Below are 14,389 nucleotides of genomic sequence, written 5' to 3' on the forward strand. Positions count from 1 at the left end.
TCGATTAGAATGTTAATACTTTTTTAGCTGTTTCTAAAATATCTTTATAGTTTGGCAGCCAAATATTCTCGGCTTGCGGGAATGGATAAATTGTATCCGGTGCGGCAACACGCAATACTGGTGCTTCCAGGCTTAGGATTGCACGTTCCGTAATTTCCGCCACCACATTGGCAGCAATGCCGGCTTGTTTTTGTGCTTCTTGAACAACGATTGCACGGTTTGTTTTTTCGACAGAAGCAATAATCGTTTCAATATCCAGTGGCTGCACCGTACGCAAATCCACTACTTCCACTGAGTATCCTTCTTTTTCAAGCTCTTCGGCCGCTTTCAAGCTTTCATGCACCATTAAACCATACGCGAATATAGATAAATCTTTACCTTCACGTTTTACGTCTGCTTTGCCTAAAGGAATAGTATAAGATTCTTCAGGAACTTCTCCTTTTACAGAACGATACAGTTTTAAGTGCTCGAGAAAAATGACTGGGTCATTATCACGAATGGATGAAATCAGTAACCCTTTTGCATCGTATGGAGTTGAAGGAATAACTACCTTTAACCCTGGTTGCTGTGCCATTAAACCTTCCAAACTATCGGAGTGCATTTCCGGAGTATGAACACCGCCACCGAATGGCGAACGGATTGTTACAGGCATATTGAAAGTATTGCCTGTACGGTAGCGATAGCGAGCCAGTTGTCCGCTAATTGAATCCATTACTTCGAAAACGAAGCCGAAGAATTGAATTTCGGGAACTGGACGGTAACCAGTTAACGAAAGACCTACCGCTAAACCACCGATTCCAGATTCAGCAAGAGGTGTATCAAAAACACGATCCTCGCCAAATTCATTTTGAAGGCCTTCTGTTGCACGGAAGACCCCGCCGTTTACACCTACGTCTTCACCGAACACTAATACATTTTCGTCATCTTTCAGTTCGCAGCGCAGTGCATCCGTAATCGCTTGAATCATTGTCATTTGTGCCATAGGTTATTTCGACTCCTTCGCTTCAAAGATTTCATATTGCTCTTGTAAGTTATACGGCTTTTCCTCGTACATATTTGAAATTAAGTCCGTAACTTTTTGTTTTGGTGTTTCATCCGCTTTTTTAATGGCAGCTTTAATTTCTTCTTTTGCTCGTTCGATTACTTCCGTTTCTTTTTGCTCATCCCATAACCCTTTTCCTTCCAGATAAATGCGGAAGCGAACAATCGGGTCCTTGGCTGCCCATTCATTATCGATATCAGTTGTACGGTAACGAGTTGGATCATCCCCGGACATTGTGTGCGGTCCATAGCGATAGCACATTGTTTCGATTAATGAAGGACCTTCCCCTTTTACGGCGCGTTCGCGAGCATCGCGAGTTGCTACATAAACGGCAAGTGGATCCATTCCGTCTACCAGCACACTTGGAATACCTGCGGCAATCCCTTTTTGGGCAATTGTTTTTGCTGATGTTTGTACATCGCGAGGAGTTGAAATCGCAAATTGGTTATTTTGGACAATGAAAATTGCCGGTGCTTTGAATGCTCCTGCAAAGTTGATGCCTTCGTAGAAATCTCCCTGCGATGAACCGCCGTCACCAGTATACGTAATGGCTACATCTGCCGTTCCGCGCTTTTTAATGCCAAGCGCTACTCCTGCAGCTTGAACATACTGGGCGCCAATAATGATTTGAGGCGGCAGCACGTTGACACCTTCAGGAATTTGATTTCCTACAAAATGGCCTCTACTAAACAAGAATGCTTTCCATAAAGGTAGTCCGTGGAATACGATTTGTGGAACATCACGGTAACCCGGTAAAATCCAGTCGTCTTTTTCCAAAGCAAAATGAGAAGCCAATTGTGAAGCTTCCTGCCCCGCTGTTGGTGCATAGAAACCAAGTCTCCCTTGACGGTTCAAGGAAATGGAGCGTTGATCCAAAATTCGCGTAAACACCATGCGAGTCATCAATTCAACTAATTCTTCGTCAGACAAATCAGGAACTGCATCCTCGTTTACAATTTTCCCTTCTTCATTCAGAATCTGGAACATTTCAAATTTGCTTTCGACTTCCTGTAAAGTAGCAGCAGGATCAAATTGTTTTTTTAACTTTTCTCCCATATAGCACCTCTCCCTTAGTTCTGTATCAAAATTAATTTTAAAAATATTAGTACAATATATTGTTAAATTGAGTATATAAAAATAAAATCAATCGGTCAATCATAGATTATCGTTTATTTCGCACTTTTTTTCTCATTACATTTTCTATCGTCTTTTTCAATCTGTTATATATTAAAACAAAATCTGTATTACAACAGAATTTGCCAACGCTGAATAAATTCCTATTTTCGATATAACTTTCCTTAAAAAGGTTCACTTTATCTTTATTCACATATACTGATATGACTAAACTTTTCTAAAGCAAAAGCCAGTGAATTGTGATATTTTTAAAAAGATTGGACATTGTGGCCACAAGAATTTTTCATCCCGAAAAAATTTGGCGATGAATCGTCATTTCTTATATACTTTAATTATTTAGTTGTTAGTTGAAAGGAAGTTAAAAGATGATTTTAATGGAACATATTATCCGTGAAGGTCACCCTACGTTAAGAGCCAGAGCAGAAGAAGTAAAATTCCCTCTAACCGAAGAGGACCGCAAATTGGCTCATGACATGCTAGAATACTTGATTAACAGTCAAAACCCTGAAATTGCAGAAAAATATGGACTGCGATCCGGTATCGGTTTGGCAGCCAATCAAATTAATTCTTTAAAAAGAATGTTCGCACTTCATTTGGAAGATGACCAAGGCGAACTATTAAGTTTTGTTGCCATCAATCCTAAAATTGTGAGCCATTCGGTCGAAAAAACATACATCCCTTCAGGCGAAGGGTGTTTGTCCGTTGACCGGAATGTCCCTGGCTATGTTCCTCGATATGCCAGAATAACAGTTAAGTTTTGGACAATCGATGGCGAAGAAAAGAAATTGCGCTTAAAAGGATTGCCTGCAATTGCCTTCCAACATGAATTGGATCATCTGAATGGTGTCATGTTTTATGATCACATAAATCCTGAAAATCCATTTGCATCAGTACCGGATTCTTTTCCGTTAGGGGATTAGTAAGAAAAGCGCAAGCTCCCTGCTTAGCCATCGACAGATGTTTTTTGCGCGTAAGCGAAGCGACAGCAGCAGATATTTTTTGCGCGAAAGCGAAGCAACAGCAGCAAATGTTTCCTGTACCGAAAGCACAGCGGCAGGTATAGATTTTTTGTGTATCGAAAGCGCAGCGACAGATACAGATGTTTTTGTACCGAAAGCTTATGTTTTTTATAGTAAAATCCAAAAAGGAGTCTTGAAAGTTTTGCTTTCAGGACTCCTTCTTTATTATGAACAAAATTTTTTATTTATAGTCTAAGCATTATTAAACATACTACATAAAATAGTATAGGAAGAGTATTTGCTTTAAATGATGTTCAGCTTGCTCATCGCCCTTGCCAAACCATCTTCGTCAACATGATCGGTAACAAGATTCGCCGCTTTTTTCGCTTTTTCATGACCATTGCCCATTGCAACCGAAGTGCCCACAGCCTGAAGCATTTCAATATCGTTCAACCCATCGCCAAAGGCAATTGAATTTTCAATCGGAATATTCATTCTTTCAAGCAAATACTGGATTCCCCGTGCTTTTGAACCGTCCTTTGGCAAAATATCACAGGAGTAAGGATGCCATCGAACAAATTTAACTTCCGGAAAAGAATCGCGGTATAGCTGTTCATCTTTTTCTTCCATAAAAATCAGTGTTTGGTACACTTCATTATCCTCATAAAATAACGGATTGCTCTGCGGGTAGGGATATTTTAATGTGGTTATTCCTTGTTCAATGAAAGAATGGTCGTCAACCGAAGCAATCATTTCTTTATCGTCAATAAATACAACCGGATGATTTCGCGCCTCTCCAAAGCGAATAATTTTGGCTAAATAATCTTTGGGCACACTATCCGTAAATAGAACTTCTCCTTTATAGACGACATACTGGCCGTTAAAAGTAACAAATGTATCAATCTCCAGTTCCTCCAGAACGCTTTCGATCATGAAAGGAGCTCTTCCGGTGGCAATAGCAATTTCGTATCCATTATTTCTTGCTCTTTGAATCGCCTTTTTGGCAGAATCGGGAATTTCCTTTCTGCTATTATAAAGCGTTCCATCCACATCAAAAAATAGAATTCTTGTCATGTCCATAACCTCTCAACACATATTTATATGTAAATAGAAAATACTTTACATATAGAGAAATCAATAGTATAATCCAAGTAAGGAGTGATGTGCCATGTTGAAGCGACTCAAAAAGAAAATTTTGAAACGATTAAATGGCATCCTCGGTAAAAAGTCAATTGCTTAAGCCCTTCAAAATTGAAGGGCTTTTCTTTATTTTAAGCGAGACGCGTGATAATATAAAGGAAATGCAACCCGATTTTAGGCAATTACATTTCTCTTTTACTAGATACCAGGAAAATTCAATTCACCAACCTGATAGTAAAACGAGACTCTGCATCCATTTGATGGTAATATGAGTGATAGTGAGTTTCCGTGCCGAAAAATATGGCAAAAAGAAGAGAATGCCTTAAAACGCCACAAGAAAGAATGGCAAACTGAAGTTTTAGCAGGCAATGTAAGAGCTTTAAATAATTTGTAATGGTGCAAGCAAATGTACGTTAATCAAAGGAGAGAATTTATGATTTACAAAGTTTATTACCAAGAAAATGCGTCAGAAGTACCAGTTCGCGAAAATACAAAAAGTCTATATTTAGAAGCATCTTCTGAGAGAGAAGTCCGTGATTATCTAAAAGATCGCAACTATAATATCGAGTATATCCAATTACTGGAGGGCAATTATTTGGAATATGAACAAAACAGCCCTAACTTCCGCTTGGAGAATGCATAATTTATTATGAAATTTGTAAAAAATGACCAAGCTGCGGTATTCGCTCTCGGCGGACTGGGCGAAATCGGAAAAAACACATATGCAGTACAATTCCAGGATGAAATCATCGTCATTGATGCCGGAATCAAGTTTCCGGAGGACGATTTGTTGGGAATCGACTATGTGATTCCTGACTACACATACTTAGTGCGTAATATCGATAAAATAAAGGGCTTATTTATCACACATGGCCACGAAGACCATATTGGCGGAATTCCCTATTTATTGCGCCAGTTAAACATCCCTGTTTACGGTGGCAAGCTTGCTTTGGGGCTATTGCGCAATAAATTGGATGAGCATGGCCTATTGCGTACGACTAAATTGATTGAAATCAAAGAAGACGATGTGATTAAATTCAGAAAAACATCTGTTAGCTTCTTTAGAACAACACATAGTATTCCGGATGCATTTGGTATTGTCGTGAAAACCCCTCCCGGCAATATTGTGCATACAGGCGACTTTAAGTTTGACTTTACGCCTGTCGGGGAGCCGGCCAACTTAACGAAAATGGCCGAAATCGGTCGCGATGGCGTTCTTTGCTTGCTTTCGGACAGTACAAACGCGGAAGTTCCGAACTTTACAATGTCTGAACGCAAAGTAGGAGAAAGTATCGATGACATTTTACGAAAAGTGGATGGTCGCATTATCTTTGCAACATTCGCATCAAATATTCATCGTCTTCAGCAAGTAACGGATGCAGCTGCACAATATGGCCGCAAAATTGCCGTATTCGGCCGTTCCATGGATAATGCCATTTCCATAGGCCGCGAACTGGGCTATATTACTGCTCCGAAGGAAACCTTTGTGGATGCGCAAACGATTAACCGCTTGCCGGCCAATGAAGTCTTGATTTTATGTACAGGCTCCCAAGGTGAACCGATGGCTGCTTTATCGAGAATTGCAAATGGAACACACCGTCAAATTCAAATTCAGCCGGGAGATACGGTTGTATTTTCTTCGTCACCGATTCCAGGGAATTTGATGAGCGTAAATAAAATCATTAACCTTTTATTCCGCGCGGGAGCCGAAGTTATTCACGGTTCTTTGAACAATATCCATACTTCCGGGCACGGATCCCAGGAAGAACAAAAACTGATGCTCCGTTTGATGAAGCCAAAATTCTTTATGCCGATTCATGGTGAGTACCGTATGTTGAAAATGCATACAAAACTTGCTGAAGATTGCGATGTCCCTATTGAGAATACCTTTGTCATGGAAAATGGCGAGGTGCTGGCTTTAAGTGCAAACGAAGCGCACGTTGCCGGCAAAATTCCTTCCGGCGATGTTTATATTGATGGCAGCGGCATTGGGGATATCGGAAATATTGTATTGCGCGACCGACGCATTCTTTCTGAAGAAGGTTTAGTTATTGTCGTTGTAAGTGTCGATATGAAAAAACAAAAAATGGTGGCTGGCCCGGACATTATTTCACGAGGTTTCGTCTATATGCGTGAATCAGGTTCACTCATCAGTGAAGCTCAAAAAATGTTGAACAACCATCTAAATGAAATGATTCAATTGAAGTCTACACAGTGGACCGAATTGAAAAATGAAATTACGGACGTACTTGGACCATATTTATTTGAAAAAACAAAGCGACGTCCAATGATTTTGCCGATTATTATGGAAGTTTAAGCATAGAATAGTCAATTGACTTAAAAAAAGGGTTTAGTTCACAATTGCGAACTAAGCCCTTTTTTATGAACTACAATTCTTAACTCATCATTTTCTTCACAAAGCGATTAATATCGACATCTGCCCCAATCACAAGCAAAATATCACCAAGCAATATTTTTTCATCTGCCGCCGGGGAGATAAGAATCGCTTCTCCGCGTTTTACCCCTACGATATTAATACCGTATTTTGCACGTATATCCAAGTCGATTAATGAATATCCCGCAATTCGTTCATTCGCCCGAATCTCCATGATGGAATGCTCGTCAGATAACTCTAGATAATCCAATACATTGCTGGACATTATATTATTGGCAATACGTATACCCATGTCCCGCTCCGGATGGACAACACGGTCCGCACCAATCCTATGCAGTACCCTTGCATGGTAGTCATTTGTGGCTTTGACCGTAATTTGCTGGACCCCCAAATCTTTCAAAATCAAAGTGGTTAAAATACTTGCCTGAATATTTTCACCGATCGCAATAATGACATGTTCAAAATTGCGGATTCCAAGCGCGATAACCGTTTCTTCATCCGTCGTATCAGCAATAACCGCTTGAGTTGCAATCTTTGCATACTCGTCTACTCTTTCAGCTTTGGCATCTATTGCCAACACATCGGCTCCAAGCCTAATTAGTTCTCTTACGATACTGCCACCAAACCGACCTAATCCTACAACAACAAATTCTTTTTTCATGTTAAACCTCCGTACAAAGCAGATGCTTTTAGTTTAACTTAGTCTATATCATTTGTACAAATGCCAGTTTCAAATTTATATGGTCAATCGATTAGGTCATTCATGATTATTTATGCTCTTTGACCCCTACTACCCGTATTCTTTTGTAATCCGCGAACCACGAACCATTATGGTACATGGAAGACCGAAGAGATTGTTCAACCTTACTAATCAAGGATTCTTTCGTGGCCGCATCGATCCCGGTAAATAATTGATTGGCAAACATATGGATCCAGTTTCTTAAACCATCAGCACCCTTTAATTCAGTAGGGCGGTCAAAGTGCTGGGCGTAGACTACCCGAAATCCTGCTTGCTCCATAAGGGGTGTGTATTGGCCGATACTTGGATAAAACCAAGGATAATTCTCATCGCTAAAGATATATCCTGCTTTTTTTATTTGATTAATAATTTCATTCGTAATGATTTCAACGTTCCCTTTTCCCCCAAACTCCGCTACAAATCGCCCGCCGGATTTCAAGCTTTTATAAATACATTGCAAAGCCTTTTCCGGTGGCTTCACCCAATGCAGTGTAGCATTTGAAAAGACAGCATCAAATTCCTCAGCATAGTCCAATTCAGTTGCATCTTTCACTTCAAATTTTATTGCTGGGTACTTGCTTATGGCTTGCTCAATCATATTTGCAGATTGATCGATCCCAGTTACGACTGCACCGCTATCTTTTAGTTGATTTGCTAAATCTCCCGTTCCGCACCCAACATCCAATATCTTTTCATTTTCCTGAAGAGATAATAATTCTACTAAATCCGCGCCATATCTTGAAACAAATGAATGATTCGTATCATAAGCTTTCGCGTTCCACTGGTCCTTTACACTATTCTGCATGTGATCCCTCCTATTTGAGCTAATTATATTGGAAGGATGAAAAGATTAATATTTCCGATTTTTTATATTTTTTATAAATAATAGTTATATGGCTTTATGTTTAATATCCCAAAACCCTTTTGAATAACTTAATCTGAATAATAAAAAAGGAGCTGTAAAAACTGGACTATTTTGAACAGGCCGTCTTTGAACATGATTTTTGGTTATCCGTGCTAGGTGACCACGCTCATTTTATTCATGATTCATTATATCCGTCCGAAAAAGACGACATTGCGAAAGCAACGCATTTTATTCAGCAATTTCAACAACTCTTCGCGCAAATTGAACTATTGGATGAATCGACAATCCTGCCGTTTACAAATAGCGTGGAGGAAGAAGTAGAAGAATTCAAATCGTTTAAACTTTCCCTTATAAGACGCCATATTACTGGCGGTATGAAAATTCATCTTACTCCAACTTTTTTAAATCATATGGTCAATGAATTGGAAGAATATCAACTGCTTTTAAGCTTCCTCAAAGAGGGAAAGGTTCCACCCATATTTCATGAATTGCATCATCATCTGCTTTGGCTTCTCGATGCTTCCGGGCATGCAGGAGCCATCAACGACAGACTTGATGGTGTAGAGAAAAGGCTCAAGGACAAAAGCCATGTGTTTACGAAGCATTTTGAACAATTCTATTTAAAAGCTGTCGAGTTAACAGGTTACTTACGGACGAATGCAAGTGAATTTCCTGCACTGGCAAGATTTAATCATGAAGCTGAAATTGAAATGGGTTTATTCAAGACTTTTTTGCACGAACTGGAAGAGATGGAGTTAACAGCGGAAGTACTGGGTATTTTTACTGTTTCCATGGCAGAACATATGTTAAGAGAGGAACAATACTATCTCAAGAAACTAGCGCAATCTAAAACAGTATAAATAAAAGTCGATTCTTCCTTAAGTTTTTGAAGAATCGACTTTACTTTTGTTTGTTCACTGCACGAAAGAATGATTTTCATCGATTTGCTACTCATTCATTAGTTTCACAATCCGCTTTTCTAGCAATTTCAATCCACTATCCCCTGCCTGCAAATATCGAAGGTTTCCTTTACGGTCAAAAATATAATATGAAGGAACATACTGGTTATGAAAACGATCTGATAATTCCAACTTGCTATCAACGAAAATAGGCTGCGTCATGTTGTACTTTAGAGCTCTTTTCTTTATTTTTTCCAAATTGGTATCTTCCTTTGACCGAGGCATATGGACTGAAATGAAATGAATGCGATTCCCGTACTTTTCTCTCAAAAAACGAACTTCCGACAAACTTTCTTTGCAGGAATGGCAACTGATCGACCAGAAATGAATGATTGTCGGTTTTCCCATCAACTCTTCCCTTTTCACTTGACCATTGATCCATGCTGTTTCTCCTGTCAGCTCGGGCATGGGCGAACGCAATTTCATAAAACTCCTCCTCAAAAGATGCCGGGTGCGAATAAATCCTGTTATAAGGTTTCTTCCCCTGGCCTCCAGTTTGCCGGGCATAATTTTCCTGTTTGCAGTGCTTGGAGAACACGCAGCACTTCCTCCACATCCCGGCCGATATTTTGATGATGAACCACCTGGTATTGAAGCTCCCCTTGCGGATTAATAATAAATAACCCTCTTAAAGCAATCCCCTCTTCTTCCACCAAAACGCCATACTTTCGCGCTACCTGTTGATTGTGGTCGGCAGCTAAAGGGTATTGCAACGGGCCAATGCCATTTTTATCTCGATCTGTATTTATCCAAGCCAAATGCGTATAAACCGTATCCGTCGAGACTCCAATTACTTCTGCATCCAAATCATGAAAATCCTCATAATAATCGGACATAGACGTAATTTCAGTGGGACACACAAAAGTAAAATCCATCGGGTAGAAAAACAATACTGTCCACTTTTGCCCGGAAATCAACTCTTCCAAAGAAACGGTGCCAAAGGTTTTATCCGGCAATACCGCATCCATCTTAAATTTCGGTGCAGGCTTGCCAACCTGTAAAACAACCAATCATGTCTCCCCCCACTTCTTTTTTCTAAAACTGTAAACGACAAGGAACTCTGCACTATAAGACTTTAGTTTATTTGAAATTATTCGAATATTACTCAATGAATTGCAAAGGATTTTCTGTATAGTAATATGGTGATAAGGTACATTTCGTTCTCTCATTTTTTTATTTTAAGGATATGTTTACGCTTAGTGGAGAATTTCCATATTCAGTTTAGTGAATAGCAACAAATAAGGAGGTTGGCAAATGAACGATACGATAATCAAATTTGAGAATGTCTCAAAATCATATGATGACGGAACGGTCGTTTTAAAAAATATTAATTTTGAATTGGAGCGGGGCAAGTTTTATACATTGTTGGGCCCTTCAGGCTGCGGTAAAACAACCATTCTTCGTATGATCGCCGGGTTTACCGATCCAACAAAAGGAAGCATCTATTTTAATGATAAAAAAATCAACCACGTCCCAGCAAACGAACGCCAAGTCAATACGGTGTTCCAGGATTATGCTCTTTTCCCTCACTTAAATGTTTTTGAAAATGTCGCTTTTGGGCTGCGCATAAAAAAACTGAAGGAAAAAGAAATTCAGGAACGCGTGCAAGAAGCACTAAAATTTGTTAACTTGGGCGGTTATGGCAATCGCGAAATTTCCGAAATGTCAGGCGGGCAAAGACAACGCGTGGCAATTGCCCGTGCAATTGTCAACGATCCGGAAGTCATTCTACTGGACGAACCACTATCTGCCCTTGATTTAAAGCTGCGTTCCGAAATGCAGTATGAGCTTCGCGAATTGCAGCAGCGACTGGGAAAAACTTTTGTATTCGTTACCCATGACCAAGAAGAGGCGCTGGCAATGTCCGATGAAATATTCGTTTTGAATGATGGCAAAATCGAACAATCCGGTACCCCGGTGGATATTTACGACGAACCCATCAACCGGTTTGTTGCAGACTTTATCGGCGAATCCAATATTGTGGATGGTGTCATGATTGAAGACTTTAAAGTCCAATTCAATGGCCGCATTTTCGATTGTGTAGACAAAGGGATGAAACCGAATGAAAAAGTAGATGTGGTGATCCGTCCTGAGGATTTGGAAATTACAACCGTCGATAATGGAAAATTAATTGTAAAGGTTGATACACAACTATTCCGCGGCGTCCATTATGAACTTTCCACTTACGATCATGATGGAAACGAATGGCTCGTTCATTCACTAAAGAAGGCAGCAGTAGGCGAACAAATAGGGTTGAACTTTGATTCAGAAAGCATTCATGTCATGCGATTAAACGAATCGGAAGAAGACTTTGATAGACGTCTGGAATCTTATGGAGAACAAGAAAATGTTCAATAAAGCATCAAAAGGTTCGCTGTTCCCCTATACGATCTGGATTGCCTTTTTTGTCATTGCACCCATTGCCCTGATTGTTTATTATTCGATGCTGGATCTAAACGGGAACTTTACGTTCAATAACTATAAAGCCTTCTTTACACCTGTCTATTTAAAAATGACATTAACGAGTTTTTGGTATGCTTTCCTGATCACTTTATTTACTTTAATCATTGCCTATCCTACTGCTTTTTTATTGACCAAAACAAAGCACAAACATTTATGGTTAATGTTAATCATTATTCCTTCATGGATTAATCTATTATTGAAAACGTATGCCTTTATCGGGATTTTCGGGTTGTATGGTCCGGTTAATGCCTTTATCGAAGTCTTTGGTCTTGAGTCAAAGCAAATTCTCTTTACTGACTTTAGTTTCATCTTTGTGTCGGTGTATATTTTTATTCCATTTATGATTATTCCGATTTTCAATTCGCTTGATAAATTGAATCCTACATTAGTATATGCAGCACGGGATTTAGGCGCCTCCAGTTTCACCACTTTCCGCCGTGTCATTTTTCCTTTGACAATTGATGGCGTAAAATCCGGAATTCAAGTTACATTTATCCCGGCGCTTTCTTTATTTATGATCACGCGTTTGATTGCGGGGAACAAAGTCATTACATTAGGTACGGCAATTGAGCAGCAGTTTCTTGTCTCGCAAAATTGGGGGATGGGATCGACCATCGCCGTCTTCTTAATCATTATAATGGTAGTGATTATGCTGTTAACTGGCCAGAAGAAAGGAGGCCGCGCATAATGAAAAAATTATCGACTGCCTCTAAATTGTATTTAGTATTAGTTTTTGTTGTACTCTATGCGCCAATTTTTTACCTAATCTTTTATTCGTTCAATAGCGGCGGCAACATGAATCATTTCGAATCCTTCACTTTGGAGCATTACCAAGCCGTGTTTGCGGATTCGCGGTTAATCATCATTTTGATCAACACCGTAATTGTTGCCTTATTATCTGGATTCCTTGCAACCCTGATTGGGACATTCGGGGCAATCGGAATCGTTTCCATCCGCAATAAGAAAATGCGCAATACGCTTCTCTCTTTGAACAATGTGCTCATTGTAAGCCCCGACGTTGTGATTGGGGCAAGTTTCTTGATTTTATTTACATTGATTGGGATAAAATTGGGCTTTACATCTGTTCTGATCTCCCATGTGGCCTTTTCCATTCCGATTGTTGTCTTAATGGTGTTGCCAAAACTATTGGCGATGAATACCACTCTGATTGATGCGGCTTTGGATTTAGGTGCAACAAAACGGCAAGTATTGACACGCGTCATCCTCCCTTATATTCAACCAGGGATTTTTGCTGGGTTTTTCCTGGCCATGACTTACTCATTGGATGATTTTGCCGTCACATTTTTCGTAACAGGAAACGGTTTTTCCACATTATCTGTTGAAATCTATTCCATGGCGAGAGCCGGCATTTCGTTAACCGTGAATGCAATTTCAGGACTTGTTTTCCTGGTAACGATTTTAGTGGTAATTGGTTATTATTTTGTTACGAACCGCTCTAAACACGTAAGCAAGGAGGTACAGCGATGAGATCATTGGTTCAAGCCGCAATCGCCATATTAGTCGTTTGTGCGCTCCTCTTCTTTGCTGCTCACCAGCTTGAATCTCGAGGTTCGGCAGGAAGTCAGGACACGATTACCGTTTTTAACTGGGGTGAATATATTGACCCTGATTTAATTGATCAATTTACCGAAGAAACAGGCATTAAAGTGATTTACGAAACCTTCGACTCGAACGAAGCGATGAAAACGAAAATCGAACAAGGCGGTTCTGCCTATGATGTGGCAGTACCTTCCGAATATATGGTCGAGATGATGATTGAAGATGAGCTGCTTCTGCCAATCGATCATTCGAAGCTTCCAAATTTGAAGAATATCGACCCTTACTTTTTAGATTTGGCTTTTGACCCTGGAAATCAATATTCCATTCCCTATTTTTGGGGAACGGTTGGCATCGTATTCAACCCGACCTTGGTTGAAGACCATTTGACGTTCACAACGTGGGAAGATCTATGGGACCCTTCGTTGCAAGATAAGGTATTCTTGGTGGACGGGGCACGGGAAGTAATGGGCATGGGACTGAATTCATTAGGTGAATCGTTAAACTCAAAAGACGAAGCGCTATTGCAACAAGCAACAGAAAAATTGATTTCGCTATCTCCAAATATCAAGGCGATCATTGGCGATGAAATTACTCCTTTGATGATTAACAATGAAGCAACAGTTGCTCTAACATGGTCCGGCCAAGCGGCGGATATGATGTGGGAAAACGAAGATCTGGATTTTGCCGTACCTGAGGAAGGGTCCAATTTATGGTTCGATAATTTCGTGATTCCTAAAACAGCCGGAAATGTAGATGGCGCCCATGCGTTTATCAACTTTATGCTGGATGCTGAAAATTCGGCCCAAAATAATGACTATGTTGGCTACTCGACGCCCAATTTGGCAGCCATGGCATTAATGGACCCGGAAGTAATCGAAGACGAGCGCTTCTATCCCAGTGAAGAACTTCGCGATAAATTGGAAGTATACGAAAACCTCGGCCTCGAATGGTTGGGAAAATATAATGAATACTTTTTGGAATTTAAAATGAGTCTGCAGTAATAACAAGGAGAACCCGTTGTTGAAATTTAAACTTTCAGGACGGGTTTTCTTTTTTCTTTGGAGGTTTATTTCGCTCTATTTAAAAGTAGTTAATAGATTTACAATATGGTAAGCTTGTTATTACTAATCTGT

16 protein-coding genes are annotated in these 14,389 nt (G+C 39.9%); 9 read left to right on the forward strand and 7 right to left on the reverse strand.

What is annotated here, in order from left to right:
- Window positions 1-4: 4 nt before the first annotated feature.
- Together D1B33_RS02790 and pdhA are read right to left on the reverse strand one after the other, a co-directional pair.
- The gene (locus D1B33_RS02790) at window positions 5-982 is read right to left on the reverse strand and encodes an alpha-ketoacid dehydrogenase subunit beta (RefSeq protein WP_118874805.1); all 978 of its coding nucleotides are present in this window, start codon (window positions 980-982) and stop codon (window positions 5-7) included.
- A gap of 3 nt (window positions 983-985) precedes the next feature.
- The gene (pdhA, locus tag D1B33_RS02795; RefSeq protein WP_118874806.1) at window positions 986-2,098 is read right to left on the reverse strand and encodes a pyruvate dehydrogenase (acetyl-transferring) E1 component subunit alpha; all 1,113 of its coding nucleotides are present in this window, start codon (window positions 2,096-2,098) and stop codon (window positions 986-988) included.
- 443 nt (window positions 2,099-2,541) lie between these two features.
- On the opposite strand from pdhA, the gene def reads away from it, so the two are divergent.
- Window positions 2,542-3,096, forward strand: a complete 555-nt coding sequence (gene def / locus D1B33_RS02800; protein WP_118874807.1) for a peptide deformylase — start codon at window positions 2,542-2,544, stop codon at window positions 3,094-3,096.
- Window positions 3,097-3,175: 79 nt separating this feature from the next.
- Window positions 3,176-3,391 carry a hypothetical protein gene (locus tag D1B33_RS02805; protein WP_118874808.1) on the forward strand — a complete coding sequence of 72 codons (216 nt, stop codon included), beginning with the start codon at window positions 3,176-3,178 and terminating at the stop codon, window positions 3,389-3,391.
- 47 nt (window positions 3,392-3,438) lie between these two features.
- On the opposite strand, the gene D1B33_RS02810 is transcribed toward D1B33_RS02805, so the two are convergent.
- Window positions 3,439-4,209 carry a Cof-type HAD-IIB family hydrolase gene (locus tag D1B33_RS02810; RefSeq protein WP_118874809.1) on the reverse strand — a complete coding sequence of 257 codons (771 nt, stop codon included), beginning with the start codon at window positions 4,207-4,209 and terminating at the stop codon, window positions 3,439-3,441.
- 499 nt (window positions 4,210-4,708) lie between these two features.
- Here D1B33_RS02810 and D1B33_RS02815 point away from each other — a divergent pair, with 499 nt between their 5' ends.
- Together D1B33_RS02815 and rnjA are read left to right on the forward strand one after the other, a co-directional pair.
- Window positions 4,709-4,918 (forward strand): DNA-dependent RNA polymerase subunit epsilon, encoded by a 210-nt coding sequence (locus D1B33_RS02815; protein WP_118874810.1) that lies wholly within the window; start codon window positions 4,709-4,711, stop codon window positions 4,916-4,918.
- A gap of 6 nt (window positions 4,919-4,924) precedes the next feature.
- A complete protein-coding gene (gene rnjA / locus D1B33_RS02820; protein WP_118874811.1) occupies window positions 4,925-6,592 on the forward strand; it encodes a ribonuclease J1 in 1,668 nt (555 codons plus the stop codon).
- 79 nt (window positions 6,593-6,671) lie between these two features.
- Here rnjA and D1B33_RS02825 read toward each other — a convergent pair whose 3' ends face one another.
- Together D1B33_RS02825 and D1B33_RS02830 are read right to left on the reverse strand one after the other, a co-directional pair.
- A complete protein-coding gene (locus tag D1B33_RS02825) occupies window positions 6,672-7,331 on the reverse strand; it encodes a potassium channel family protein (RefSeq protein WP_118874812.1) in 660 nt (219 codons plus the stop codon).
- A gap of 106 nt (window positions 7,332-7,437) precedes the next feature.
- Window positions 7,438-8,214, reverse strand: coding sequence for a class I SAM-dependent methyltransferase (locus tag D1B33_RS02830; protein ID WP_118874813.1), 777 nt, complete (start codon window positions 8,212-8,214; stop codon window positions 7,438-7,440).
- 209 nt (window positions 8,215-8,423) lie between these two features.
- Here D1B33_RS02830 and D1B33_RS02835 point away from each other — a divergent pair, with 209 nt between their 5' ends.
- A complete protein-coding gene (locus D1B33_RS02835; protein ID WP_233549361.1) occupies window positions 8,424-9,134 on the forward strand; it encodes a DUF2935 domain-containing protein in 711 nt (236 codons plus the stop codon).
- 87 nt (window positions 9,135-9,221) lie between these two features.
- Here the strand turns inward: D1B33_RS02835 and D1B33_RS02840 are convergent, their stop codons facing one another.
- Together D1B33_RS02840 and D1B33_RS02845 are read right to left on the reverse strand one after the other, a co-directional pair.
- A complete protein-coding gene (locus D1B33_RS02840; RefSeq protein WP_118874815.1) occupies window positions 9,222-9,659 on the reverse strand; it encodes a TlpA family protein disulfide reductase in 438 nt (145 codons plus the stop codon).
- 41 nt (window positions 9,660-9,700) lie between these two features.
- Entirely contained in the window at window positions 9,701-10,243 is a 543-nt protein-coding gene (locus D1B33_RS02845; RefSeq protein ID WP_267897018.1) for a peroxiredoxin, read from the reverse strand.
- Between the two features lie 244 nt (window positions 10,244-10,487).
- Between D1B33_RS02845 and D1B33_RS02850 the strand changes: the two genes are divergently transcribed.
- The 4 genes from D1B33_RS02850 to D1B33_RS02865 are packed head-to-tail and all read left to right on the forward strand — an operon-like array spanning window position 10,488 to window position 14,257.
- Entirely contained in the window at window positions 10,488-11,591 is a 1,104-nt protein-coding gene (locus D1B33_RS02850; protein ID WP_118874816.1) for an ABC transporter ATP-binding protein, read from the forward strand.
- A complete protein-coding gene (locus tag D1B33_RS02855; protein WP_118874817.1) occupies window positions 11,581-12,384 on the forward strand; it encodes an ABC transporter permease in 804 nt (267 codons plus the stop codon). The genes D1B33_RS02850 and D1B33_RS02855 overlap by 11 nt, the downstream gene beginning before the upstream one ends.
- A complete protein-coding gene (locus tag D1B33_RS02860; RefSeq protein WP_118874818.1) occupies window positions 12,384-13,184 on the forward strand; it encodes an ABC transporter permease in 801 nt (266 codons plus the stop codon). The genes D1B33_RS02855 and D1B33_RS02860 overlap by 1 nt, the downstream gene beginning before the upstream one ends.
- Window positions 13,181-14,257, forward strand: a complete 1,077-nt coding sequence (locus tag D1B33_RS02865; protein WP_118874819.1) for an ABC transporter substrate-binding protein — start codon at window positions 13,181-13,183, stop codon at window positions 14,255-14,257. The genes D1B33_RS02860 and D1B33_RS02865 overlap by 4 nt, the downstream gene beginning before the upstream one ends.
- Window positions 14,258-14,389: the final 132 nt, after the last annotated feature.

This window comes from Ureibacillus yapensis (assembly GCF_003515775.1).
GTDB lineage: Bacteria > Bacillota > Bacilli > Bacillales_A > Planococcaceae > Ureibacillus > Ureibacillus yapensis.

Excerpts from the sequence above, each read along its gene's own strand:
- D1B33_RS02790 (WP_118874805.1), bottom strand. The coding sequence starts at position 982 with ATGGCACAAATGACAATGATTCAAGCGATTACGGATGCACTGCGCTGC.
- pdhA (WP_118874806.1), bottom strand. The coding sequence starts at position 2,098 with ATGGGAGAAAAGTTAAAAAAACAATTTGATCCTGCTGCTACTTTACAG.
- def (WP_118874807.1), top strand. The coding sequence starts at position 2,542 with ATGATTTTAATGGAACATATTATCCGTGAAGGTCACCCTACGTTAAGA.
- D1B33_RS02810 (WP_118874809.1), bottom strand. The coding sequence starts at position 4,209 with ATGACAAGAATTCTATTTTTTGATGTGGATGGAACGCTTTATAATAGC.
- D1B33_RS02815 (WP_118874810.1), top strand. The coding sequence starts at position 4,709 with ATGATTTACAAAGTTTATTACCAAGAAAATGCGTCAGAAGTACCAGTT.
- rnjA (WP_118874811.1), top strand. The coding sequence starts at position 4,925 with ATGAAATTTGTAAAAAATGACCAAGCTGCGGTATTCGCTCTCGGCGGA.
- D1B33_RS02825 (WP_118874812.1), bottom strand. The coding sequence starts at position 7,331 with ATGAAAAAAGAATTTGTTGTTGTAGGATTAGGTCGGTTTGGTGGCAGT.
- D1B33_RS02830 (WP_118874813.1), bottom strand. The coding sequence starts at position 8,214 with ATGCAGAATAGTGTAAAGGACCAGTGGAACGCGAAAGCTTATGATACG.
- D1B33_RS02840 (WP_118874815.1), bottom strand. The coding sequence starts at position 9,659 with ATGAAATTGCGTTCGCCCATGCCCGAGCTGACAGGAGAAACAGCATGG.
- D1B33_RS02850 (WP_118874816.1), top strand. The coding sequence starts at position 10,488 with ATGAACGATACGATAATCAAATTTGAGAATGTCTCAAAATCATATGAT.
- D1B33_RS02855 (WP_118874817.1), top strand. The coding sequence starts at position 11,581 with ATGTTCAATAAAGCATCAAAAGGTTCGCTGTTCCCCTATACGATCTGG.
- D1B33_RS02860 (WP_118874818.1), top strand. The coding sequence starts at position 12,384 with ATGAAAAAATTATCGACTGCCTCTAAATTGTATTTAGTATTAGTTTTT.
- D1B33_RS02865 (WP_118874819.1), top strand. The coding sequence starts at position 13,181 with ATGAGATCATTGGTTCAAGCCGCAATCGCCATATTAGTCGTTTGTGCG.